This is a genomic window from Pseudomonas simiae (genome assembly GCF_900111895.1).
GTDB classification, from domain to species: Bacteria; Pseudomonadota; Gammaproteobacteria; order Pseudomonadales; family Pseudomonadaceae; genus Aquipseudomonas; species Aquipseudomonas simiae.
This window is the reverse complement of record NZ_FOKB01000001.1, coordinates 372,652-397,342: the sequence shown is the minus strand read 5'-3', so window position 1 is coordinate 397,342 and position 24,691 is coordinate 372,652. Positions and strand designations below refer to the sequence as shown.

At 61.2% G+C, this 24,691-nt stretch carries 26 protein-coding genes; all 26 read right to left on the bottom strand.

The features are described 5' to 3' along the window. Positions 1-11 precede the first annotated feature (11 nt). The 26 genes from BMZ57_RS01835 to BMZ57_RS01705 all read right to left on the bottom strand — a co-directional run bounded on the left by BMZ57_RS01835 (position 12) and on the right by BMZ57_RS01705 (position 24,659). Positions 12-386 carry a chemotaxis response regulator CheY gene (locus BMZ57_RS01835; RefSeq protein ID WP_162098512.1) on the bottom strand — a complete coding sequence of 125 codons (375 nt, stop codon included), beginning with the start codon at positions 384-386 and terminating at the stop codon, positions 12-14. Between the two features lie 168 nt (positions 387-554). Then, the gene (gene fliA, locus BMZ57_RS01830; RefSeq protein ID WP_010208770.1) at positions 555-1,295 is read right to left on the bottom strand and encodes an RNA polymerase sigma factor FliA; all 741 of its coding nucleotides are present in this window, start codon (positions 1,293-1,295) and stop codon (positions 555-557) included. Next, positions 1,292-2,125 (bottom strand): flagellar synthesis regulator FleN, encoded by an 834-nt coding sequence (gene fleN / locus BMZ57_RS01825; RefSeq protein WP_003192912.1) that lies wholly within the window; start codon positions 2,123-2,125, stop codon positions 1,292-1,294. Before fleN ends, fliA begins: the two co-directional genes overlap by 4 nt. Before the next feature lie 106 nt (positions 2,126-2,231). Beyond that, positions 2,232-3,548 (bottom strand): flagellar biosynthesis GTPase FlhF, encoded by a 1,317-nt coding sequence (gene flhF / locus BMZ57_RS01820; protein ID WP_010208769.1) that lies wholly within the window; start codon positions 3,546-3,548, stop codon positions 2,232-2,234. Between the two features lie 12 nt (positions 3,549-3,560). After that, a complete protein-coding gene (flhA, locus tag BMZ57_RS01815; RefSeq protein WP_197999020.1) occupies positions 3,561-5,675 on the bottom strand; it encodes a flagellar biosynthesis protein FlhA in 2,115 nt (704 codons plus the stop codon). A 416-nt stretch (positions 5,676-6,091) separates the two neighbouring features. Next, complete coding sequence (cspE, locus tag BMZ57_RS01810) at positions 6,092-6,295, bottom strand: transcription antiterminator/RNA stability regulator CspE (protein ID WP_069673211.1); 204 nt, start codon at positions 6,293-6,295, stop codon at positions 6,092-6,094. A 366-nt stretch (positions 6,296-6,661) separates the two neighbouring features. Next, entirely contained in the window at positions 6,662-7,798 is a 1,137-nt protein-coding gene (gene flhB / locus BMZ57_RS01800) for a flagellar biosynthesis protein FlhB (protein WP_010208764.1), read from the bottom strand. 3 nt (positions 7,799-7,801) lie between these two features. After that, positions 7,802-8,587 (bottom strand): flagellar biosynthetic protein FliR, encoded by a 786-nt coding sequence (gene fliR, locus BMZ57_RS01795; RefSeq protein WP_021490834.1) that lies wholly within the window; start codon positions 8,585-8,587, stop codon positions 7,802-7,804. Positions 8,588-8,591: 4 nt separating this feature from the next. Continuing rightward, complete coding sequence (gene fliQ, locus BMZ57_RS01790) at positions 8,592-8,861, bottom strand: flagellar biosynthesis protein FliQ (protein WP_010208761.1); 270 nt, start codon at positions 8,859-8,861, stop codon at positions 8,592-8,594. Positions 8,862-8,865: 4 nt separating this feature from the next. Then, a complete protein-coding gene (gene fliP / locus BMZ57_RS01785; RefSeq protein ID WP_010208759.1) occupies positions 8,866-9,609 on the bottom strand; it encodes a flagellar type III secretion system pore protein FliP in 744 nt (247 codons plus the stop codon). After that, entirely contained in the window at positions 9,609-10,052 is a 444-nt protein-coding gene (gene fliO / locus BMZ57_RS01780) for a flagellar biosynthetic protein FliO (protein ID WP_010208758.1), read from the bottom strand. The genes fliP and fliO overlap by 1 nt, the downstream gene beginning before the upstream one ends. Position 10,053: 1 nt before the next feature. After that, entirely contained in the window at positions 10,054-10,521 is a 468-nt protein-coding gene (gene fliN / locus BMZ57_RS01775; protein ID WP_010208756.1) for a flagellar motor switch protein FliN, read from the bottom strand. A gap of 46 nt (positions 10,522-10,567) precedes the next feature. After that, positions 10,568-11,536 (bottom strand): flagellar motor switch protein FliM, encoded by a 969-nt coding sequence (gene fliM / locus BMZ57_RS01770; protein ID WP_010208755.1) that lies wholly within the window; start codon positions 11,534-11,536, stop codon positions 10,568-10,570. Positions 11,537-11,545: 9 nt separating this feature from the next. Next, on the bottom strand, positions 11,546-12,046 hold the full coding sequence (gene fliL, locus BMZ57_RS01765; protein WP_010208753.1) for a flagellar basal body-associated protein FliL: 501 nt from the start codon (positions 12,044-12,046) through the stop codon (positions 11,546-11,548). Positions 12,047-12,281: 235 nt separating this feature from the next. After that, a complete protein-coding gene (locus BMZ57_RS01760) occupies positions 12,282-13,619 on the bottom strand; it encodes a flagellar hook-length control protein FliK (RefSeq protein ID WP_021490836.1) in 1,338 nt (445 codons plus the stop codon). A gap of 139 nt (positions 13,620-13,758) precedes the next feature. Beyond that, complete coding sequence (locus tag BMZ57_RS01755; protein WP_010208750.1) at positions 13,759-14,103, bottom strand: Hpt domain-containing protein; 345 nt, start codon at positions 14,101-14,103, stop codon at positions 13,759-13,761. 30 nt (positions 14,104-14,133) lie between these two features. Beyond that, a complete protein-coding gene (locus BMZ57_RS01750) occupies positions 14,134-15,852 on the bottom strand; it encodes an ATP-binding SpoIIE family protein phosphatase (protein WP_044287602.1) in 1,719 nt (572 codons plus the stop codon). Beyond that, entirely contained in the window at positions 15,849-16,154 is a 306-nt protein-coding gene (locus BMZ57_RS01745; RefSeq protein ID WP_010208748.1) for an STAS domain-containing protein, read from the bottom strand. Before BMZ57_RS01745 ends, BMZ57_RS01750 begins: the two co-directional genes overlap by 4 nt. Positions 16,155-16,219: 65 nt before the next feature. Beyond that, positions 16,220-16,669: a flagellar export protein FliJ gene (gene fliJ / locus BMZ57_RS01740; RefSeq protein ID WP_010208747.1), complete on the bottom strand. Its 450-nt coding sequence runs from the start codon at positions 16,667-16,669 to the stop codon at positions 16,220-16,222. A gap of 3 nt (positions 16,670-16,672) precedes the next feature. Next, positions 16,673-18,031 (bottom strand): flagellar protein export ATPase FliI, encoded by a 1,359-nt coding sequence (fliI, locus tag BMZ57_RS01735; RefSeq protein ID WP_010208746.1) that lies wholly within the window; start codon positions 18,029-18,031, stop codon positions 16,673-16,675. Continuing rightward, complete coding sequence (gene fliH / locus BMZ57_RS01730; protein ID WP_010208744.1) at positions 18,021-18,785, bottom strand: flagellar assembly protein FliH; 765 nt, start codon at positions 18,783-18,785, stop codon at positions 18,021-18,023. Before fliH ends, fliI begins: the two co-directional genes overlap by 11 nt. A gap of 10 nt (positions 18,786-18,795) precedes the next feature. Beyond that, positions 18,796-19,815, bottom strand: coding sequence for a flagellar motor switch protein FliG (fliG, locus tag BMZ57_RS01725; protein ID WP_010208743.1), 1,020 nt, complete (start codon positions 19,813-19,815; stop codon positions 18,796-18,798). Next, on the bottom strand, positions 19,808-21,586 hold the full coding sequence (gene fliF / locus BMZ57_RS01720) for a flagellar basal-body MS-ring/collar protein FliF (protein ID WP_069673212.1): 1,779 nt from the start codon (positions 21,584-21,586) through the stop codon (positions 19,808-19,810). Before fliF ends, fliG begins: the two co-directional genes overlap by 8 nt. A 16-nt stretch (positions 21,587-21,602) precedes the next feature. Then, positions 21,603-21,932 (bottom strand): flagellar hook-basal body complex protein FliE, encoded by a 330-nt coding sequence (gene fliE / locus BMZ57_RS01715; RefSeq protein ID WP_010208741.1) that lies wholly within the window; start codon positions 21,930-21,932, stop codon positions 21,603-21,605. A 131-nt stretch (positions 21,933-22,063) separates the two neighbouring features. Next, on the bottom strand, positions 22,064-23,440 hold the full coding sequence (locus BMZ57_RS01710) for a sigma-54-dependent transcriptional regulator (protein WP_021490840.1): 1,377 nt from the start codon (positions 23,438-23,440) through the stop codon (positions 22,064-22,066). 7 nt (positions 23,441-23,447) lie between these two features. Continuing rightward, on the bottom strand, positions 23,448-24,659 hold the full coding sequence (locus BMZ57_RS01705; protein WP_047540986.1) for a sensor histidine kinase: 1,212 nt from the start codon (positions 24,657-24,659) through the stop codon (positions 23,448-23,450). Positions 24,660-24,691: the final 32 nt, after the last annotated feature.

Sequence of the window (24,691 nt, the reverse complement as noted above, 5' to 3'; positions counted from 1 at the left end):
CCGTGGCAGCATCAATGACCGATGCGGTCGAAGATTTTTTCAATCTTCTCTTTCAAGGCCAATGCAGTGAATGGCTTGACCACGTAACCGTTTACCCCAGCTTGGGCGGCTTCGATGATCTGCTCACGCTTGGCTTCGGCGGTCACCATCAGCACAGGCAGGCCGCGCAGCTTTTCGTCAGCACGTACGTGGCGCAGCAAGTCGATACCGGTCATGCCCGGCATGTTCCAGTCCGTTACCAGAAAGTCGATGCTCCCGCTGTTGAGGATCGGAATGGCCGTAATGCCGTCATCCGCCTCGACCGTGTTAGTGAACCCAAGGTCACGCAACAGGTTTTTTATGATCCGCCGCATCGTTGAGAAGTCATCAACGATGAGGATTTTCATGTTCTTGTCCAATTCGACCTCCAAGCAGTCTTAAACGCGCCCAGCACCTGGACGCGCCATTTCAATCAACAGGCATTACACAAAAAGGACTGCCGAGGGCACCACGGGTCGAACCCGCGAAGGCTGGTCGCCCTCACGGTCTCGTCTGCAGTGTCCCCACACTGCCTGTCAGCGCGCTCGCCACTCTCCCAAACGCCCCCGCAAGCGGGCTGCGCACTGGCTGTGCAACTGGCTGACCCGCGACTCGCTGACCCCCAGGACCTCACCGATTTCCTTGAGGTTCAGCTCTTCGTCGTAGTACAACGCCAACACCAGTCGCTCACGCTCCGGCAAATTGGCAATCGCGTCCGCCAACGCCCCCTGGAAACGCTCATCTTCCAGGTCACGCGATGGCTCCATATGAGCGCTCGCGCCGTCCTCGTGCAGCCCTTCGTGTTCGCCGTCCTGCAACAGGTCGTCGAAACTGAACAGGCGGCTGCCCAAGGTATCGTTCAAAATCCCGTAGTAATCGTCGAGACTCAATTGGAGTTCGGCCGCAACTTCGTGATCTTTAGCGTCGCGACCGGTTTTTGCTTCAATTGCGCGAATTGCGTCACTGACCATGCGCGTATTGCGATGCACCGAACGCGGCGCCCAGTCACCTTTACGCACCTCATCAAGCATCGCACCACGGATACGGATCCCCGCATACGTCTCGAAACTCGCGCCCTTGCTCGCGTCATATTTGGTCGACACTTCGAGCAGGCCGATCATGCCCGCCTGGATCAGGTCTTCGACCTGGACGCTGGCCGGCAGGCGTGCCAGCAGGTGGTAGGCAATGCGCTTGACCAAGGGCGCGTAGCGCTCGATCAACTCGCCCTGACTGTCACGGGCAGACCTCTTGTAAGCGTTGTAGCCAGTCGCTGTCATAGCACGGGTCCTGCGCTCGTCTGATGCACCAATCGCTCGACGAAAAACTCCAGATGCCCCCGTGGGTTGGCGGGCAACGGCCAGGTATCGACCTTCTGGGCAATAGCCTTGAACGCCAATGCGCACTTGGAACGAGGGAACGCTTCGTAGACTGCACGCTGCTTTTGCACAGCCTTGCGCACACACTCGTCGTAGGGCACTGCGCCGACGTATTGTAAGGCGACATCGAGGAAACGATCCGTGACCTTGGTCAACTTGGCGAACAGGTTGCGCCCTTCCTGCGGGCTCTGGGCCATGTTGGCCAAGACGCGGAAGCGGTTCATGCCGTAGTCACGGTTAAGCAGTTTGATCAGGGCGTAGGCGTCGGTGATCGAGGTGGGTTCGTCGCAGACCACCAGCAACACTTCCTGCGCGGCGCGCACGAAGCTGACCACGGACTCGCCGATCCCGGCGGCGGTGTCAATCACCAGCACGTCGAGGTTATCGCCGATATCACTGAACGCCTGGATGAGGCCGGCATGCTGCGCCGGGCTCAGGTGCACCATGCTCTGGGTGCCCGAGGCAGCCGGCACGATGCGGATGCCACCGGGGCCCTGCAGCAGCACATCGCGCAGCTCGCAGCGGCCCTCGATCACATCGGCAAGGGTATGTTTGGGCGTCAGCCCCAGCAGAACGTCGACGTTCGCCAGGCCCAGGTCAGCATCCAACAGCATGACGCGACGGCCAAGCTCTGCCAGGGCCAGGGACAAATTCACTGACACGTTAGTTTTCCCGACGCCACCTTTGCCGCCGGTCACCGCGATCACCTGTACGGGATGCATGCTGCCCATTTTATTTCTTTACCTTGTCTTGCTTAGACGCAGGCTACATGGCTTGGCCGCGTGAATCGCTTGCAGACCATCGATGTAGATACATTTCACGGTGTTCATCCTGCCCTCAACCGACCCGTTTTGCCGGGTTGTGATAAAGGTCGGCGAACATATCAGCCATCGCTTCCTCGCTAGGCTCTTCTTGCATTTGCACGCTGACTGCACGGCTGACCAACTGATGACGGCGCGGCAGATGCAGATCATCCGGGATCCGCGGCCCGTCGGTCAGGTAAGCGACCGGCAATTCATGACTGATGGCCAGGCTCAACACCTCGCCCAGGCTCGCGGTTTCGTCGAGCTTGGTGAGGATGCAACCGGCCAGGCCGCAGCGTTTGTAGCTGTGATACGCAGCGGTAAGAACCTGTTTCTGGCTGGTGGTTGCAAGCACCAGGTAGTTTTTCGATTTGATGCCACGTCCGGCCAGGCTTTCAAGCTGCATGCGCAATGCCGGGTCGCTGGCTTGCAGGCCGGCGGTATCGATCAATACCACGCGTTTGCGCAGCAGCGGGTCGAGGGCGTTGGCCAGGGACTGGCCCGGGTCGACGTGAGTCACCGATACATTGAGAATACGGCCCAGCGTCTTGAGCTGCTCCTGGGCACCAATACGGTAGCTGTCCATGCTCACCAGCGCGATATTCTGTGCGCCGTATTTGAGTACGTAACGGGCCGCCAGCTTGGCCAGGGTGGTGGTCTTGCCCATGCCGGCAGGGCCGACCATGGCGATCACACCGCCCTCTTCCAATGGTTCGATTTCCGGGGTAACGATCATCCGTGCCAGGTGGGCCAGCAACATGCGCCAAGCCTGGCGAGGCTCTTCGATTTCGGTGGTCAAGGCCAGCAGGTCGCGGGACAACGGGCCGGACAAGCCGATACGTTGCAGGCGCCGCCACAGGTTGGCCTGTTGCGGCTTGCTGCCTTGCAGCTGGTTCCAGGCCAACGAGCCAAGCTGCACTTCCAGCAGCTCACGCAGGCCATTGAGTTCAAAGCGCATCGAGTCGAACACCCGCTGGTCAACCGCAGGCGCCGGAGCAGGCGCAGCAGGACGTGGCGGTTCTTTGAAGGTCGGCTCGACCAGCGGCTCCGAAGCGGTCAGCGGCAGGCCGGCGAACAACTGGCGATTAGTGGTGGCATCGCTGTCGCCGCGCATGCTCAGTTCCGCCTGGGCCGAGACAATGCGTGAAGCAGTCTTGCGCAGCTCGTCTTCGAGCTCCATGTTCGGCACACGCGGCGCCAGGGCCTGGGGGGTGTAATCCAGGGCAGCCGTCAGCTCGACACCGCCGGCAATACGACGGTTTCCGATAATCGCGGCGTCAGCGCCCAGCTCATCACGAACCAGTTTCATGGCCTGACGCATATCGGCGGCGAAAAAACGCTTCACTTGCATAACCCACTACCCTCAGCCATTGGGGCCTACTGTCGCGACGATAGTCACTTGCTTGTTGTCAGGAATTTCCTGATAAGCCAAAACGTGCAAATTCGGTACTGCCAGGCGTCCAAACCGCGACAACATCGCCCGGACGGGGCCTGCCACCAGCAGAATCACCGGTTGGCCCTGCATTTCCTGGCGCTGTGCGGCGTCGATCAACGAACGCTGCAGCTTCTCAGCCATGCTTGGCTCCAGCAGAACGCCCTCTTCCTGGCCTTGTCCTGCCTTCTGAATACTATTGAGCAATATTTGTTCCAACCTTGGTTCCAAGGTGATCACAGGCAGCTCGGAGTCAAGCCCTACAATGCTTTGGACGATTGCACGCGACAATCCGACGCGCACCGCGGCCACCAGGGCGGCAGTATCTTGACTCTTGGCGGCATTGTTGGCGATGGCCTCGGCAATGCTGCGGATGTCCCGTACCGGCACCTGTTCGGCCAGCAATGCCTGCAACACCTTGAGCAACTGCGACAGCGACAGCACACCCGGCACCAGCTCTTCGGCCAGTTTCGGCGACGCTTTGGCCAGCAAACCCATCAATTGCTGGACTTCCTCATGGCCAATCAGCTCATGGGAGTGCTTGTACAGGATCTGGTTGAGGTGGGTGGCGACCACGGTGCTGGCGTCCACCACGGTGTAGCCGAGGGATTGTGCCTGGCTGCGCTGGCTGATTTCGATCCACACCGCGTCCAGGCCAAAAGCCGGATCTTTGGCGGTAATACCGTTGAGGCTGCCGAACACCTGCCCTGGGTTGATCGCCAGTTCGCGGTCTGGGTAGATCTCGGCTTCGGCCAGGATCACGCCCATGAGGGTCAGGCGATAGGCACTCGGAGCCAGGTCGAGGTTGTCGCGGATGTGCACGGTGGGCATCAAAAAGCCCAGGTCCTGGGACAGCTTCTTGCGCACGCCCTTGATCCGCGCGAGCAATTGGCCGCCCTGGTTGCGGTCCACCAGCGGGATCAGGCGGTAGCCGACTTCCAGGCCGATCATGTCGATCGGGGTCACGTCATCCCAGCCCAGCTCCTTGGTTTCCTGAGCGCGGGCCGGGGAAGGCAGCAGTTCCTGCTGGCGCGCGATCTCTTGCTGGGCCTGGACCTTGACCGCATTCTGCTTTTTCCAGAACAGGTAAGCACCGCCAGCCGCCATGGCTGCCATGCTCAGGAACGACACGTGGGGCATGCCCGGTACAATACCCATGATCGCCATGATGCCCGCCGCCACGGCCAAGGCCTTGGGCGAGGCAAACATCTGCCGGCTGATCTGCTTGCCCATGTCTTCGGAGCCCGAAGCACGAGTCACCATGATCGCCGCAGCTGTAGATAACAACAGTGATGGCAATTGCGCCACTAAACCGTCACCGATGGTCAGCAGGGCGTACACCTTGCCCGCATCGCCGAAGGTCATGCCGTGCTGGAAGATACCCACGGCCATACCGCCGATGAGGTTGATGAACAGAATCAGCAGGCCGGCGATGGCATCACCACGCACGAACTTGCTGGCACCGTCCATGGAACCGTAGAACTCGGCTTCCTGGGCCACTTCCAGGCGGCGCGACTTGGCTTGGTTCTGGTCGATCAGGCCGGCGTTGAGGTCAGCGTCGATCGCCATCTGCTTGCCGGGCATCGCATCGAGGGTAAACCGCGCGCTCACCTCGGAAATCCGCCCGGCGCCCTTGGTTACTACCACGAAGTTGATGATCATCAGGATCGCGAACACCACGATACCGACCACGTAGTTACCGCCGATCACCACCTCACCGAAGGCCTGGATCACCTTACCGGCGGCAGCGTGACCGTCCTGACCGTGGAGCATGACCACACGGGTGGACGCGACGTTGAGCGCCAGTCGCAGCAGGGTCGCCACCAGCAGAATGGTCGGGAATACGGCGAAATCCAAAGGCCGCAGGGCGTACACGCAGACCAGCAGTACCACGACGGAAAGGGCAATGTTGAAGGTGAAGAACACGTCCAGCAGGAACGGCGGCATCGGCAACATCATCATTGCCAGCATCACCAGCAACAACAACGGCACACCTAGATTGCCTCGCGAGAGGTCAGTCAGGGTCGTCCGGGCCGTGCCGAGCATTTGAGAGCGATCCACCACCGGTATTCCTCGTTTCCTTGAAGCAAAGTTTTGACGCGGTCAGGCGTCTTGCAGGTGGTATTGCAAGAAGCCTTCCAACTTTTGTTTTCCCGGTTAGATCGCTTGCGGCGCGAGCGTTGACGAGCTCATAAGCAACCGCCCACCCCCCAAAAAAAGTGTAAATCGATTCAAATGTGGGAGCGGGCTTGCTCGCGAAGGCGGAGGGTCAGCCAGCACATCTGGCGACTGATCGTCAGCATTCGCGAGCAAGCCCGCTCCCACAGTTTGGATTTGTGTCCGCCTGCTGCTACAGCGGAAATGTCCGGCAAGGTGTTGAGGCGGCCCCTGGGAAAGCCGCTAACTAGTCTCCGTACACCCAGTCGACGCTTTTTTAGCGTCTACTGAAACAATCATGAGGTTCATAGGACGCGGACGTTTTCAGCCTGAGCACCTTTGGCGCCTTGGGTAACCTCGAACTCGACTTTTTGCCCCTCTTCAAGGGTCTTGAAACCGTCGCTCTTGATGGCCGAATAGCGGACAAAAACATCAGCGCTGCCATCGTCAGGGGTAATAAACCCAAACCCCTTCTCCGCGTTAAACCATTTCACCGTGCCTGTTGCCATTACCGTTCTCCTCACATCTCATTCAAGGACGTGCGGGACAACTGTGGCGTCTAACGCATACACGCCACAGGGTCGGTGGATCATGCGAAATTCCACTTGCTGGCCCACGGCAAGCCAAATGCCGCGTGAACCGAAGAGATCCACTTGCACGTCGTCCTCACCTTCCAGGGCAATCCAACCTTTCCCTGTCTTGCGGTCATAAGATTTGACTGTGCCTCTGAACACCTTCAAAACCACCTCTCCCTGCATCTTGTTTACCGCCTGCGCGCAGTGCTGGTTGTAGTAGAACTGCGAGACGCAGAGGATGACTACTGTCAAAGTTGACAGGTAGACGGGCGATCAGGAGGAATGGTAAGGCGGAGCCGATCAGGAATCGCGGCGCAGGTCCGGCGGGATTGGCAGGTCCTTGAGCGGGTCAGGCCGCTTGCCCTTGCCCGCGCGGTACTGACGGATCTGATAGACATACGCCAGCACCTGGGCCACGGCCAGGTAGAGCCCGGCCGGGATTTCCTGGTCCAGGTCAGTGGAATAGAAGATCGACCGCGCCAGTTCCGGCGATTCCAGCAGCAGGATGTCATTGGCCACGGCGATTTCGCGGATTTTCAGCGCGGTAAAGTCGCTGCCCTTGGCCAGCAGCATCGGCGCGCCACCCTTCTCCGGGTCGTACTTGAGGGCTACCGCATAGTGGGTCGGGTTGGTGATGACCACGTCGGCGTCGGGCACCGCGGCCATCATCTTGCGCTGGGACATTTCGCGCTGCAGCTGGCGAATACGCTGTTTGACCTCTGGGCGACCTTCCTGGTCCTTGTGCTCGTCGCGCACTTCCTGCTTGGTCATCAGCAATTTCTTGTGGCTTTCCCACAGCTGGATCGGCGCATCCACGGCAGCAATGATGATCAGCCCGGCGGCCATCCACAACGCGCTCCAGCCCACCACTTGCACGCTGTGGATGATTGCCGACTCCAGCGGTTCATGGGCGATGCGCAGCAGGTCGTCGATGTCGGACGACAACACCATCAGCGCCACAAACAGGATCAGAATGAATTTGGCCAGGGCCTTGAGCAACTCCACCAGGGCCTTGGTGGAAAACATGCGCTTGAGCCCCGCAGCAGGGTTCATCCGACTGAACTTGGGCGCCATGCTGCCGGCGGCGAACAGCCAGCCACCCAGGGCGACCGGGCCGATCAGTGCAGCCAGCAGCAAGGTGATCAGAATCGGTTGTACCGCCAGGATCGCGATCTTGCCCGAGTGCAGCAGGTATTGGCCCATGGCATCGGGATTGAGCAACACGTCGCGGGGCAAAGTGAAGTTGTGCTTCATCAACTCCATCAGGTCCAGCGCCAGGCCGCCACCGTAGATCAGCAAGGCGCCGGCACCCGCCATCATGGTGGCAACGGTATTCAGCTCTTTGGAGCGCGCAATCTCGCCCTTTTCCCTGGAGTCTTTTTTGCGTTTCTCCGTGGGGTCTTCTGTTTTGTCCTGACCACTCTCGCTCTCGGCCATGGCTCAGCGCGCCCGTGCCAGATCACGTAAGAACTGCAAGGCGTCGGTCGCCAGCGGTTGATACTGATTGAGAATGTCGGCCAGGCCGACCCAGAAAATCCCCATGCCCAATACCAGGGTCAACGGGAAGCCAATCGAGAAGATGTTCAATTGCGGCGCCGCGCGGGTCATCACACCGAACGCGATGTTGACCACCAGCAACGCGGTTATCGCCGGCAACACCAGCAACAGCGACGCGCCGAATACCCAACCCAGGCGTCCGACGACCTCCCAGAAGTGATTGACCACCAACCCCGACCCTACCGGCAAGGTGGTGAAGCTTTCGGTCATCACCTCGAACGCCACCAGATGGCCATTCATCGCCAGGAACAGCAAGGTCACCAGCATGGTCAGGAACTGACCGATTACCGCCGCCGACACACCGTTAGTAGGGTCGACCATGGAGGCGAAGCCCATGCCCATCTGGATCGAGATGATTTGGCCGGCCACCACAAAGGCCTGGAAAAACAGCGTCAGGGAAAAGCCCATCAGCGCGCCGATCAGGATCTGCTCGGCAATCAACAGCAACGCACTGAGATCGATGGCATTGACCGGCGGCATCGGCGGTAAGCCCGGCACGATCACCACGGTAATCGCCACCGCAAAGTACAGGCGCACGCGGCGTGGTACGAGGGTGGTACCAAACACCGGCATGGCCATCAACATCGCCGTCACCCGGAACATTGGCAGGATGAAAGACGCCACCCAGGTGCTGATCTGGGTGTCGGTCAACGCCAGCAACGACTGCATCAGGTCAGCCGATCAACTGCGGAATACTGCCGTACAACTGCAGGATGTATTCCATGAATGTCTGCACCAGCCAAGGGCCGGCCACGATCAGGGTAACCAGCATCACCAGCAGACGCGGCAAAAAGCTCAAGGTCTGTTCGTTGATCTGGGTCGCGGCCTGGAACATCGCCACCAGCAGGCCCACCAACAGGCTTGGCACTACCAGCACGGCGACCATCACGGTGGTCAGCCACAGCGCTTCACGGAACAGGTCGACGGCTACTTCTGGCGTCATCGCGCTATACCCCGCCGAAACTGCCGGCCAGGGTGCCGATAATCAGCGCCCAGCCGTCCACCAGCACAAACAGCATGATCTTGAACGGCAACGAAATGATCAGCGGCGACAGCATCATCATACCCATGGCCATCAGCACGCTCGCCACCACCAGGTCGATGATCAGGAACGGGATGAAGATCATGAAACCGATCTGGAATGCGGTCTTCAATTCCGACGTGACGAACGCCGGCACCAGGATCGTCAGCGGCGCCTGATCCGGCGTAGCGATGTCGGTCCGCTTGGACAGGCGCATGAACAGTTCAAGGTCGCTGGAGCGGGTCTGCGACAGCATAAAGTCCTTGATCGGGCCCTGGGCCTTGTCGATTGCGTCCTGGGCGGTCATTTTTTCCGCCAGGTAAGGTTGCAGGGCTTGCTGGTTCACCTTGTCGAACACCGGCGCCATGATGAACAGCGTCAGGAACAGGGCCATGCCGGTGAGGATCTGGTTCGACGGCGTCTGCTGCAGGCCCAGGGCCTGGCGCAGGATCGAGAACACGATGATGATCCGCGTGAAGCTGGTCATCAGCATGACGAACGCCGGGATAAAGCTCAGCGCCGTCATGATCAGCAGGATCTGCAGGCTGACCGAGTATTCCTGCGCGCCGGTCGCGTTGGTCCCCAGCGTAATCGCCGGGATCGACAACGGGTCGGCGCCAAACGCCAATGGCGCCGCCAGCAACAGCATGAGCGTCAATAAAACGCGCATTACTTCTTATCCTTCTGATCCTTGCCCAGCAATTCCATCAGGCGCTGGGCGAATTCTGGCGTGGCGGGCGGGTTCTGATCCACGCTCACCGGGGTCTTGAGCACATGCAACGGAGTAATGCGACCGGGCGTGATGCCCAGCAGGATCTGCTCCTCGCCCACTTGCACCAGCACCAGCCGATCACGCGGGCCGAGGGCGCGGGAACCGATCATCTCGATCACCTGGCCGTTGCCCGGCCCCACGCGCTGCACGCGGCGCAGCAACCACGCCAGTGCGAAGATCAAACCCACCACCAGCAACAGGCCCAGCACCAACTGGGTCAATTGCCCGCCGATACCGCTGCTTACCACCGGCGCAGCCGCGGCGGTCGCGTGCGCGGCCGGTTCAGCCGCCAGGGCGCTCAATGGCAGCGCCAGAAACAGTCCCGCCATCGAATACTTCATATCAGCGCAACTTCTTGATGCGTTCACTCGGGCTGATCACGTCGGTCAGGCGGATGCCGAACTTCTCGTTGACCACCACCACTTCTCCGTGGGCAATCAGGGTGCCGTTGACCAGCACGTCCAGCGGTTCGCCGGCCAGGCGGTCCAACTCGATCACCGAGCCCTGGTTGAGTTGCAGCAGGTTGCGAATGTTGATTTCGGTGCTGCCGACTTCCATGGAGATCGACACCGGGATATCGAGGATCACATCCAGGTTCGGGCCGTCGAGGGTCACCGGTTCGTTGTTTTTCGGCACGCTGCCGAATTCTTCCATCGGCAGGCGGTTGCCGGCCGGCGCGGTGGCGGCGTCAGCGGCCAGCAGCGCGTCAATGTCGTCCTGGCCGACATCGCCGGTTTCTTCCAAGGCTGCCGCCCATTCGTCAGCCAGGGCCTGGTCTTCGGCGGAAGTGTTTTCGTGTTCGGTAGCCATTACATGTCCTCGGCGGAGCAAACATTCATAAATTAATTAGGGCGAATCAGCGACGGTTGATCGGCTCGACCACTTGCAGTGCCAGGTTGCCCTTGTGGGAACCGAGCTTGACCTTGAACGACGGCACGCCGTTGGCGCGCATGATCATTTCTTCCGGCAATTCGACGGGGATGATGTCCCCCGGCTGCATGTGCAAAATATCGCGCAGGCGCAATTGGCGACGGGCCACGGTGGCGCTCAGTGGAACGTCGACGTCCAGCAGGTCTTCGCGCAGAGCCTTGACCCAGCGTTCGTCCTGGTCGTCCAGGTCGGACTGGAAACCGGCGTCGAGCATCTCGCGCACCGGCTCGATCATCGAGTAAGGCATGGTCACGTGCAGGTCGCCGCCACCGCCATCGAGTTCGATGTGGAAGGTCGACACCACGATGGCTTCGCTGGGTCCGACGATGTTGGCCATGGCCGGGTTCACTTCCGAGTTGATGTACTCGAAATTGACTTCCATGATCGCCTGCCAGGCTTCTTTCAAGTCGATGAAAGCCTGTTCCAGCACCATGCGCACCACACGCAGTTCGGTAGGCGTGAACTCACGCCCTTCGATCTTGGCGTGACGGCCGTCGCCACCGAAGAAGTTGTCCACCAGCTTGAACACCAGTTTGGCATCGAGGATGAACAGCGCGGTGCCGCGCAGCGGCTTGATCTTGACCAGGTTGAGGCTGGTGGGCACGTACAGCGAGTGCACGTACTCGCCGAACTTCATCACCTGCACGCCGCCCACCGCCACGTCCGCCGAACGGCGCAGCATGTTGAACATGCTGATGCGGGTGTAACGGGCGAAACGTTCGTTGATCATCTCCAGGGTCGGCATGCGCCCACGGACGATACGATCCTGGCTGGTGAGGTCATAACTTTTGACGCTGCCGGGCTCGGCAGCCATTTCGGTCTGTACCAGACCATCGTCGACGCCATGCAGCAGCGCGTCGATTTCATCCTGGGACAGCAGGTCTTGCACGGCCATGTCGTGATCCTACTGCAATACGAAGTTAGTGAAGAGCGCCTGCTCGACCACGACTTTGCCGAGTTCCTTCTGGGCCACTTCCTGCACGCTGGCCGTGACCTTCTGGCGCAGCATTTCCTGGCCCACCGGGGTGGCAAGTGTGTCGAAGGCCTGACTGGAGAACAGCATCACCAGGTTGTTGCGGATCACTGGCATGTGCACCTTGAGGGCGTCCAGGTCCGACTGGTTGCGGGCGAGCAACGTGATGCTCACCTGCAGGTAGCGCTGACGGCCGTTCTGATTGAAGTTGGCGACAAAGGCCGGAAGCATCGGCTCGAAGATTGCCGGTTGCTTGACGTTACTGGCGGTTTCGGCAGCGGGTGCCGGCTTGCTGGCATTGCTGTGCATAATGTACCAAGTGCCGCCGACCGAGGCGCCGATGGCCAGGAGCAGGCCCACGACTATCAACAGGATAAGCTTGAGCTTACCTTTGCCTGCGGGTGCTTTTGCTGCGTCGTCGCTCTTCGCCATGCCAATAATCCGTCACTATTCGGGAATTCATAGATCTACGGAAAGGCAAGAGCAAGTGTTATGCCAGAGTTGTCTGGTGGATTTGGAAGAGGGCTACGATATTGGCCATGGAACAGGTCCCATGTGGGAGCGGGCTTGATCGCGAAAGCAATAGGTCAGTCGACTGATTCAGCGACTGATACACCGCTTTCGCGAGCAAGCCCGCTCCCACATTTGGGCCTGTGCAGGGCTCGAGTCAGGCGTAGTAATCGACGGCGCTGGAGCCGATTACGGTTGAGGTGACCGGCGCCACGGCTTCAGCCACATCAATGTGGCTACCACTGTCGCTGTTATCACCACCGCGCCCGCCGCTGCCGCTCACGCCACGGGTCTGGGCCTGTTGCTGCTGTTGCTCCTGGCCACGGGACTGGTCGGACACGTTCACATCCACTTGGCCCATGCCCTGCTGGGCGAACATCTCCCGCAAACGGCCGGACTGGCTTTCCAACGCCTCACGTACCACCGGATGGGCGCTCATGAAGTTGACCTGGGCCTGCTGGTCGGCGGTCATGTTGACCTTGATGTCCAGGCGACCGAGTTCAGCCGGCTGCAACTGGATCTCCGCCGACTTGAGGTTGGCGCTGGACAGGTACATCACGCGGTTGACGATTTCGTCGGTCCAGCCGCTCTGGTGCATGGCCAATGGCGCATTGGTCACCGGCGGCAAAGCGTTGGCGGTCTTCGGCGTGGCGGCTTGCGTCAACGCGGCCAGACGGTTGGCGAAGTCATCGACACGGGTGTCGCTGCTGGCGTTCTTCAGGTCCTTGAGACCGTCGTCGATCAGCCCGCTGAAAGCCTTGTCACCGCCCTGGTCAGTGCTGTCCTTGGTGGCTTGCTGGTCGACCATAGTGGCCAGGCCTGCGGCAAAGTTCTGTGCGGCGGTGGGTTGATCCTGAGTCGGTGCCGAAGCGGTTTTTGCCTGGGCCTGACTGCTGGCCGACACGTGACCGCCCTGCTCCATCGCCAGGCGCACGGCGGGCATGGCGTCCAAGGGATCGGCCTCTGGATCGAAGGCCGGCTTGGCCTCCTCAGTCGCAGCGACCGGCGCCGCCACCACCGGCAGGGCTTTTTCATCCTTGTTGGTGACAGGCGCTGGGGTTTCAACCGGCACCGGCACGGCCACCGGGGTGACGGTGGCAATCAATGCAGGGTCGACGACCGGGTCCACCGGGGGCTGCTGCACCAGGGACGGGTCGGCGGGCGCGTCGTCATCCTTGCTGGCACTGTCGTCGGTGTTGGCCGGAGGGGTGGCAGGCAAGGGTTTGCCGCTATCGGCAACGGCTGGTGTGCTGGCGGCAGGCTTGTCGTTGCCCGCTGCCGGCTTGGCGCTGGCGTCGGAAGGCTTGCCTGCGGTGGATTTGGGCGCGTTGTCGTCGGCCTTGGCCGTGGGCTTGGAACCCTGGCTGGCAAACACTTGAGCGAAGCCAGGGCCCTTGTCCCGTGGGTCCGCTGCCACTGCCGGTGGGTTGGCGGTGGGCGCTTGAGGCTTGGCCGCGGGGGCAGCCTGAAGGAGCGAATTCGGGGCGACTGGCATAGGTAAAGGTCTCCACTGCATAGGGGTCGGGGATGCAGTATCTGGAGGTAGAGCAAGAGTTGGGCCAGGTTGGTATATCGACCGAGTAAATATCCATTTTCTCGGTAAAGGCCGCTTAGGGTTTCGCGCTTACAGCGACTCAAACCCCAAACCGCTGCCGCTCCGACTCATACATCGGCTTAACCAACGCAAACTCATGATCAATCTGATCCACGAGCGCCCCCAAATCCGTAGTGGATTCAACCGACTCAACCTCCAGCCGCTGACACAACTGCGCCAACCGCACCGCCCCAAGGTTACCGCTACTCCCTTTGAAACTATGCGCAATCCGCCCCAACGCCTTCGCATCATCCCGCGCCTTGCGCAGCGCCTCGACGCGCTTCTGGGAATCATCGAGAAAGGTATCAAGCAACTTCGGATACTCGCCTTCCATGACTTCCTGCAAACCCGACAACACCGCCGGGTCCAGATGTAGATCAACCACTTGCTCGCTCCTTGATCAAGAATCGGCGGATTATGCCAGAGCCTCCCAGGAAAACTCCACGCACACACTGCGCCCACCATCCGACCAGCCTACCTCGCTGCTCAACTGCCGTACCAGACTCAAGCCACGGCCAGACAGACGGTCGATATCCAGCGGCCGCGCCAGCACCTGCTCCACATCAAACCCCGAACCGCTGTCTTCAATGCGCAGGGTCATCTTCCCACCTGCCCCGATCGGCACCACCTGCACATGCACCCGTATATACCCGCTATTGAGTTGCGCGAGGCGGTCATTACGCTGACGGTAATACTCGGCAAACCCTTGGGCGTCACGCTTGAGCCGAGAGTCCAGACCCAAGACGCCGTGCTCCAGGGCATTGGAATACAGCTCCGCCATCACGCTGTAGAGCGCCCCACTTTGCTCACGCAACCCATGAATCTCCAACAACAGTTGCAGCAGATACGGCAACGGGTTGTAACGCTTCAAGGTCTCGGCGCGAAACTCGAAACTCACCGACCAATCCAGCGGACACGACTGCCCGCTGTCCGCATACAACGGCCCCGTGGCGCGCAGTTGCTGGTCAGGCTGCAAGGTGATTTCCACCATGCTCACGTCATCGCGCACTTCACCGCGAAACGCCGCCAGGGCCTGCTCGATGTCTTCAAATAAACGATCAGGCTCGCGATTGGCGGCAAACACCTGTTGCAAGCGTTCGGCGCCGAACAGTTGATCGTTGGCATCGGCGGTATCCAACACCCCATCAGACAGCAGGAACACCCGGTCACCCAGGGCCATGGGCCAGACTTCAGTACGATCATCAAAGGCTTGCGCCGACAGTACCCCCAACGGCAAGTGCCGCGATTCCAGCGGCGTGCGCCGGCCGGTGGCGATTTCATGCCTGTAGCCTTCGGGCATGCCGCCGTTCCATACCTCCACCACCCGTCGCTGCGTGCTCAGACACAACAGGGTGGCGCAGCAGAACATGTCCACCGGCAGGATGCGTTTGAGTTTGGCGTTCATCTCCCGCAGGGTCTGCGCGAGGCCATAGCCTTTGGCGGTCATGCCATAGAACACTTCTGCCAGAGGCATGGCCCCCACCGCTGCCGGCAGGCCATGGCCGGTGAAGTCGCCGAGCAGCACGTGCATATCACCGGACGGCGTGTAGGCCGCCAACAACAGGTCACCGTTGAACAGCGCATAGGGCGATTGCAGGTAGCGAATATTCGGCGCGGCATTGATACAGCCCGAATGCGCGACCTTATCGAACACCGCCTTGGCCACTCGCTGCTCATGCAGGAGATAGTCGTGATGCTTGGCGATCAGGTCGCGCTGCTGCAAGACCGTCGCCTGCAACCGACGCAGGCGGTCCATGGCGTTGATCTTCGCCGCGAGAATAAGCTGGTTGTAGGGTTTGGGCAGGAAGTCATCACCGCCGGCATCCAGGCACTGGGCCAGCGCTTCGCTCTCGCGCAGGGAGGTGAGGAAAATCAGCGGCACCAACTCTTCACCCGCCAACTGCTTGATCCGCCGTGCCGCCTCAAAGCCGTCCATCACCGGCATCAGGGCATCCATCAACACCAGTTGCGGGCGCTCACGGGTAAACACGTCGACCGCTTCAGCGCCATTGGTGGCCGTGAGCACCTGGTGACCTTGGCGTCGCACGATGGTCGACAGCAACAGCAAATCGGCGGCGCTGTCTTCGGCGATCAGGATCGTCAGCGGTTCAAGGACCGGGGCCAGGGCGCTCAACTGATGTCGAACAGCTTGTCGAAGTTGGAGATGGCGAGGATCTTGCGCACGTCTGAGTTGCTATTGACCACCCTGACCTCGGACTGGTCGCCACCCGCGTGGTCACGCAGGAGCAGGAGCATGCCCAAGGCCGAACTGTCCATGTAGGTGGTTTCCTTCAAGTCGACGACGTACGACTCGGGAACCTTGTAAAACCGTTCGTAGGCATCACGAAACGTCTGGTGACTGCCGAAATCGAACCGGCCTTTGACCACGATCGTTAACTTCTTCCCATCCAGGGATACGTCTGACTCGACTGACATGCGACTGCTTCCTTGTCATTGGCAATGACACAAGGTTTAGCAGGAGAAGGCGCCATGGGCAACTGTCAATAGACGTCTTTGCGCGGCATGCGTTGGGAGAGTTCGTCGAGCAGCTTCTGTTCACGCTTGTCTTCGATGGCCCGCGCCTCGTCGATATAGCGCTGCACCAGCTTGCGCAGGCCTTCGACCCGGGCAAACGCGGCTTGCCAGCTTTCGCGGGCTTTATCGAGGTTGTTCTGGTGCCACGCCAGGCTCTGGCGCTGCTGGCCGACAGCCGTTTCCAGTTGGTTGAGAAAGCCCTGGTAGCCCATCAGCCATTGGCCGGACACACCTTTGGCGCCACGCTCGATCCACTGTTGCTGGTATTCGCCCCGAAAGCGCTCCAGGTCGCCCAGCTTGCTCTCGGCCAAGCGCACCTGCCCCTGGAAGTAACCCAGGCGCTGCACGGCGGTTTTCTCGGCCTTTTCGGCCATGTCCACCACCGGAGCCAGGCGTGCGGCGCGGCTGTTGGCCATGGCTTAGCCGCCCGGCGCCGGGGCGAAGATCGACTGCAGGTGCGCTTCGCTTTCACCCATGCTGATCTTGTCGTTGAGGCCTTGGCGCAAGTAGGTCACCAGTTGCGGTTGCAGGGCGATGGCGAGGTCGGTGTCGCGATCGCCGCCCGCCACGTAGGCGCCGACGCTGATCAGATCGCGGCTCTGTTGGTAGCGCGACCATAACTGCTTGAATTGTTGCGCGCGAATCATATGCTCCGGCGTCACCACCGCCGGCATCACCCGGCTGATGGACGCTTCGATATCGATGGCCGGGTAATGCCCCTCTTCGGCCAAACGCCGCGACAGCACAATGTGGCCGTCGAGCACACCCCGCGCCGAGTCAGCAATCGGGTCTTGCTGGTCATCACCTTCGGACAGCACGGTATAGAACGCCGTGATCGAGCCCCCGCCCGCCTCGGCATTACCGGCACGTTCCACCAGCTTGGGCAGCTTGGCGAACACCGAGGGCGGATACCCCTTGGTGGCCGGTGGTTCACCGATGGCCAGGGCGATTTCCCGCTGGGCCTGGGCGAAACGCGTGAGCGAATCCATCAGCAACAGCACGTTCTTGCCCTTGTCACGAAAGTATTCGGCGATGCGTGTGCAGTACATGGCGGCGCGCAAACGCATCAGTGGTGCATCGTCCGCCGGGGAAGCGACGACGACCGAACGCTTGAGGCCTTCTTCACCGAGGCTGTGCTCGATGAATTCCTTCACCTCGCGGCCCCGCTCACCGATCAGCCCCACCACGATGATGTCGGCCTCGGTAAAGCGCGTCATCATGCCCAGCAGTACCGACTTACCCACGCCCGTACCGGCAAACAGGCCCAGACGCTGGCCGCGGCCGACCGTCAATAATCCGTTGATGCTGCGGATGCCCACGTCCAGCGGCACGCTGATGGGGTTACGGTTGAGCGGATTGATGGTGGGGCCATCCATCGGCACCCAGTCTTCGGCCTTCATGCCGCCTTTGCCATCCAGCGCGCGACCGGCGCCATCAAGCACGCGGCCGAGCATGCTCATGCCCATCGGCAGGCGGCCGGTATCGGCCAAGGGCACCACGCGCGCGCCGGGGGCAATGCCCGCCAGGCTGCCCACGGGCATCAGGAAAATCTTGCTGCCGGAAAAGCCCATGACTTCGGCTTCGACCTGCACCGGGTGGTAGCTGTCGTCGTTGATCACCATGCAACGGCTACCCATGGCAGCACGCAGGCCTTCGGCTTCGAGGGTCAGGCCGACCATGCGCAACAGGCGTCCTTCAAGGATCGGCTGGCCAGGCAACTCTGCGGCTTCGGCGTAACCGCTCAAGCGCTTGGCGAAACTGGTGCGATCAAGGCGCATCGGGGGCGTCCAGGTCCACGCTCAGGTCTGGCTCGGCAGGGTTCAACACCTGCTCGTGGGCCTGATCCTGCAGCTTGGCCATGATCTGGCTGATGCGGGTTTCCACCGTGGCATCGATGCGGCTGTGCTCGGTTTCGACTCGACAACCACCGGGCTGCAACGACGCGTCCTCGACGATGCGCCAGGTTTCTTCATGGCGCTCGCGCAGGGCTTTGACCTGTTCAAAATCCTGGGGATTGATGTACAGCCGTACATTGCCGACACCCAGGGGCAGCAGCTTGAGGGCTTCGCGCATCACGCTTTCGATATGGCTGGAGTCCAGCACCAACTCGCGCTGGATCACCTGGCGGGCGATGTGCTGCACCAGCTCGACCATGGCTTTTTCGATCTGCGAATCCTGCTCGGCGATGGGGTCGAACAGGCCGCCCATCAAGCGCTCCAGGCTGGCCAATTTGGCGCTCAGCGCCTCCTCGGCTTCCTGACGGACCTTGAGAGTGGTGCTGCGAAAACCATCTTTTTCACCCGCCGCGAAGCCCTCGTTGTAGGCCTCCTGGCGGATAGCTTCCAATTCTTCGAGGGTCAGTGGCTGGACTTCATCCAGCGGCACTTCTTCCATTTCCGCCGGCGGCTCTTCAACCGGTTCAGGCTCAGGCTCGGGCACATGTGGATCGAAGCTGGGCAACGACCAGATGTCGAACCCACCGACGTCCCGCGCGCGAATCAGATCGCTGGGCGCCTCATCTTTGTTCGACATGAAAGGCGCCTTAGATCATTTCTTCGCCGCCCTTCCCGCCGAGAACGATTTCTCCGGCTTCGGCCATACGGCGGGCAATGGTGAGGATTTCTTTCTGCGCGGTTTCCACGTCGCTGACCCGCACCGGACCTTTGGCTTCCAGGTCGTCGCGCAGCAGTTCCGAGGCACGCTTGGACATGTTCTTGAAGATCTTCTCTTTGACGTTTTCGTCCGAGCCCTTGAGGGCCAGCACCAGCACGTCGGAAGACACTTCGCGCAGCAACGCCTGGATGCCACGGTCGTCGACATCGGAGAGGTTGTTGAACACGAACATGAGGTCTTCGATCTGGCCGGACAGGGTGTCGTCGATCTCGCGGATCGAGTCCATCAACTGGCCTTCGACCGAGCTGTCGAGGAAGTTCATGATATCGGCCGCGCGCTTGATACCGCCCAAGGTGGTGCGCGAGGCATTCGAGTTGCCGGAGAACTGCTTCTCCAGAATCGTGTTGAGCTCTTTCAGCGCTGCCGGCTGTACGGTGTTCAGCGACGACACGCGCAGGATGATGTCCAGGCGCACCTTATGGTCGAAGTGGCCGAGGACTTCACCGGCCTGGTCGGGGTCCAGGTACGCCACCACGATCGCCTGGATCTGCGGGTGTTCGTAGCGGATCACGTCGGCAACGGCGCGGGGCTCCATCCATTTCAGGCTGTCGAGGCCGCTGGTGTTGCCACCGAGCAGGATGCGGTCGATCAGGCCGTTGGCCTTGTCTTCGCCCAGGGCCGAGGTGAGCATCTTGCGGATGTAGCTGTCGGAGCCGACGCCCAGGCTGGTCTGGTCGCCGACGATCTCGACGAACTCGCTCATCACTTGCTCGACTTGTTCGCGGTGCACATTGCGCATCTGCGCCATGGCCACGCCCACACGTTGAACCTCTTTGGGCCCCATGTGGCGCAGCACTTGGGCGGCGTCGGTTTCACCGAGGGACAGCAGCAGGACTGCGGCTTTGTCGACCTTGGTGAGCTTGGCAACAGCGGCTCGATTATCACTCATCTGCGTTGATCCACTCTTTCACGACCTGGGCCACACGGCCCGGGTCTTCTGCCACCAGACTCTTGATTGCGTTCAACTGAGCGTCATAGCCTTCGCTCGGGCTTGGCAACAGGATGCTTTGCGGGCCGCCGAGGCTGACACGGTCGTTGGCCAGTTCGCCGTCGAGGCCGCCCATGCCGCCCAGCTCGACGTCGCCACCGGCCAGGGCCAGCTGTTTTTTGCCGTTGCCGGTGATGTTGTTGAGCACCGGGCGAAGCACGCCAAACACCAGCACCAGGATGAACAACACACCCAGCACTTGCTTGACGATGTCCCAGAACCACGGCTGCGAGTAGAACGCCGGTTCAGCGATCACTTCGCCACGCACGGCGGAGAACGGCATGTTAATCACGCTGACACTGTCACCACGGCTGGCGTCAAAACCCACAGCGTCCTGCACCAGACGGGTAAAGCGCGCCAATTCGTCGGCGCTCCATGGCGCACGGGTGACGGCGCCGTCAGCGGCATTGACCTTGACCTGGTCATCCACCACCACTGACACCGACAGGCGATTGACGCGACCCTGTTGTTGCTTGGTGTGGCTGATGGAACGGTCGAGCTCGAAGTTCTTGGTGGACTGGTTACGTTTGTCCGCCGGGTACGGGGCGAGCATCGGCTGGCCAGTGGCCGGGTCCATGATTTGCTGGCCGTTGGCATCCAGCAGTGGCTGGCCTGGCTGAATCGCGCCAGCACTGGCAGTAGCGCCACCGGTGGTTTGCGGCGCCGAAGCCGGGGCTGGCGGCTGGTTGCTCAATGCGCCCGGCACACCTTGCGGCGGGCCATTGGCGGCGGTGCGTTGTTCGCTGGTGGACTGCTCACTGCGCAAGGCAGGCTGGTCCGGGTTGAATTGCTCGGAGGTCGACTCGACGGCGCTGAAGTCCACATCGGCCGACACTTCGGCCTTGTAGCGGTCGTTGCCCAGCACCGGCTGCAGGATGTTGTGCACACGCTGGGTGAGCATGCTTTCGACGCGACGACTGTAGTCGAACTGCTTGCCGGCCTGGGTCAGCGCGGAGTTTTCCGCCTGGTCGGACAGCAGGTTGCCCTTCTGGTCCACCACGGTGATCTGCGATTTGCTCAGCTCGGGCACGCTGGTGGCGACCAGGTTGACGATCGCCAGGACCTGGCCAGGCTCCAGGGAGCGGCCAGCAAACAGTTCAACCAACACCGAGGCGCTGGGCTTGCGCTCGTCGCGTACAAACACCGAGCTTTTCGGGATGGCCAGGTGCACGCGGGCGCCCTTGACGTTGTTCAAGCTGGAGATGGTGCGTGCCAGCTCGCCTTCCAGGCCACGGCGGTAGCGGGTGGCTTCCATGAACTGGCTGGTGCCCAGGCCCTGGTCCTTGTCGAGGATCTCAAAACCGATATTGCTGTCGGACGGGGTCACGCCGGCGGCGGCAAGCTTCATGCGCGCACGAGCCACGTCGTCGGCCTTGACCAGCAGGGCCCCGGAGTTGGGCTCCACGGTGTAGGCGATGTCGGCGGCGGCCAGGGTTTCCATGATCTGCTTGGAGTCCATGCCCGCCAGGCTGCCGTACAGCGGCCGGTAATCAGGTTGCTGCGACCACAGCACCACGGCAAAACCAATCGCCACGCTGGCGGCCAGGCCGACCATCAGGCCCACCTGACGCAGCATGGTCATTTCGGAGAGGTTTTCCAGGAACGACAGGCCAAACAGCGGCGGCTTGCCATCTGCCTTGGCGGGTGCGTTGTCCACGAGTGCTTCTGCCATGACTTAAATCTCGTCCTTAAACCGGCATCTGCATGATGTCTTGATAGGCCTGAACCAGCTTGTTACGCACCTGGGTCAGCGCCTGGAAGGAAACACTGGCCTTTTGCGAGGCGACCATCACATCGGTGAGGTCCACGCCGCTTTTGCCAATTTCAAAGGCATTGGCCAACTGGCTGGAGGCTTGCTGGGTGTCACTGACTTTGTTGATGGCCTGACCGAGCATATCGGCGAAGCTGCTTTGGCCCAATTCCGGCGCTGGCGCGACGGATTTCGGTTGAGCCATGGCATCCATTTGCATGGCGCGCATATCCAACATCAACCGATTGAACTCAATACCCTGGCTCATGAACTTCTCTCTCCGACAACCCGCATGTTTTTTGACGCTACGCCGCAATTACTAGGGAAGTAGCAACAAGGGTGCCAGCTCTGTATCAACTCGTAAGAAAAGGCGACAAACCTTGTCGACCTTGTTACCGGTTATGTGGCGAATAGATACGCTTCCACATCCATCCCGGCGTCGCGCATCTGCGCCAGCTTGTAGCGCAGGGTGCGCGGGCTGATGCCCAAGCGTTCGGCAGCCTCTTTGCGGCGGCCGCGCTCGGAACGCAGGGTGTCGATGATCATCTGGAATTCGCGGCGACGCAGGTCGTCACCCAAGGCACCGGCGGTCTCGGCTTCGACCACCACAGGCGTGGGCGCCAGAGTCGGCAACGGCGCCGCACCGCTGCCCATCGCCAAACAAAAATCCTGGGGCTGGATCAAGCCACCCTGCTGCAGGATCAGCGCGCGCTGGATGGCGTTGTCCAATTCCCGCACATTGCCCGGCCACGGGTATGCGATCAGACAGGCCTGAGCCTCGGCCGACAGCCGCGCCTGGGCATGCTTCATTTTTTTGACGTGGTTGTTCAGCAGACGCTCGGCCAGCGGAATGATATCCGCCGGGCGCTCGCGCAAGGGCCGCCAGGCCAGGGGGAATACGGAGAGGCGGTAAAACAGGTCTTCACGGAAGCGCCCCGCCGCCACTTCGCCCGCCAGGTCACGGTTGGTGGTGGCAACCACACGGATATCCAGCTGGATCGGTTTGCGGGCGCCGACGCGTTCCACTTCACGCTCCTGCAACACCCGCAGCAACTTGGCTTGCAGGCCCAGGGGCATTTCCGAAATCTCATCGAGCAGGATGGTGCCACCGTCAGCTTGTTCGAACTTGCCCGCCTGGGCTGCGATGGCGCCGGTGAAGGAGCCTTTTTCGTGACCGAACAGCGTGGCTTCGAGCATGTTGTCGGGGATCGCCGCGCAGTTGATGGCGATAAAGGGTTGCTTGGCGCGGGTCGATTGCTGATGGATGTAGCGCGCCAGCACTTCCTTGCCGGTGCCGGACTCGCCGGAAATCAACACGGTGGAATCGCTGCGCGCCACGCGGGCCGCCAGTTCCAGCAATTGTGCACTGGCCGGCTCGAAGGCAATCGGCCCCTCGCCGTCACTGGGCGGGATCACGCCCAAGGCATGCCGCACGACCAGCTCGATCAACGCTTTCGGCTCGAATGGCTTGACCAGGTAATCCGCCGCCCCCTGGCGCATGGCGTCAACCGCACGCTCAACGGCGCCGTGGGCGGTCATCAGCAACACCGGCAATTGCGGCTGGCGCGCACGCAGCAGGCCGAGCAACTGGTGCCCGTCCATGCCGGGCATGTTCACATCGCTGACCACCAAGCTGAAGGACTCCTGCTCCACCGCCTCCAAGGCAGCCTCGGCAGAACCGACCGCCCGGTAGTCATGGCCCGCCAGCAGCAGCGTGTCAGCCAATGCTTCACGCAGGGCGCGATCGTCTTCCACCAACAGAACCTTGATAGCCATAACCTTTCTACTCCGCGCTTGCCGCGCCGGAAAACAGCGGCAAGGTCATCAATGCACAGGTGCCACGCCCAACACGGGAATGCAGCTGCAATTCTCCCTGATGGGCGCGTGCCACTGCCTTGACCACGGTCAGGCCCAGGCCGGTGCCGTTGGTCTTGGTGGTAAAAAAGGGTTCGCCCAGACGCTGCAACACGGCAGGTTCGATACCACTGCCACTGTCGCTGATGCACAAGCGCAGGTTTTGCCCGCGGTTGTACAGGTGCACCTTGAGCCGCGCGCCCGGGCCGCTGGCCTGGGTGGCGTTTTCGATCAGGTTGAGCAGTGAACCGACCAAGGTGTCGCGGTTGCACAGCAGTTCACCGAGATGGCTGTCGCATTGCCAGCGCACCTGGACGTCTTGGATATGGGGTGCAGCCGCCGCTTGCAGGGCCTGCATCAACCCCGCCGGCGTGATGCGGTCGGTCAGCGGCAATTCGCCACGGGCAAACACCAGCATATCGCGCACCTGATGCTCCAACTCATGCAGACGCTCCTTGAGGCGGCCGGCAAAACGCTGGTGGGTGGCGGCGGGCAATTGCTCATCAGTCAAATGACTGGCGTAGATCAAGGCCGCCGACAGCGGTGTGCGGATCTGATGCGCCAAAGAAGCGACCATGCGCCCCAACGACGACAATCGCTCATGGCGTGCCAACTGGTCTTGCAGGTGACGGGTTTCAGTCAGGTCGTTGAGCAGCACCAACTGGCCCGGCTCCGCGTCCAGGGAACGGGTGGCGATGGACAGGCGGCGGCCATCCTTAAGGGAAATTTCGTGACCGTCGTCTTCACGGGGGGCAAAGCAGCGGGTGATGACATGCCGCCACAGCTCGCCTTCCAGGGGCAAGCCGAGCATGTCGCAGGCGGCCGGGTTGGCTTCGCGCACGCGGCCCTCTTCGTCGATGACAATCACGCCACCGGGCAACAGTGACAGCAGGTTTTGCAGACGATTGGCCAGGCGTTCTTTCTCGGCCAACTCTTCCATGCGCTGGGCACTGACCACGGCCAGCTCGCCTTTAAGCTCGGACACCCGGGCTTCGAGCAAGCTGTAAGAGTCGGTCAATTGGCTGGACATCTGACTGAACTGCGAAAAGGCCTGTTCCAGGCCCTGGCGGCTATGCTGTTCTACAGACGGAACGAGCCCCGCGATGGCAGAGCTGGAAGAATGTTGGGCGGCGTGGGGCATCATGCTCTCTCGCTTGGCTGACCGTCAGTTAA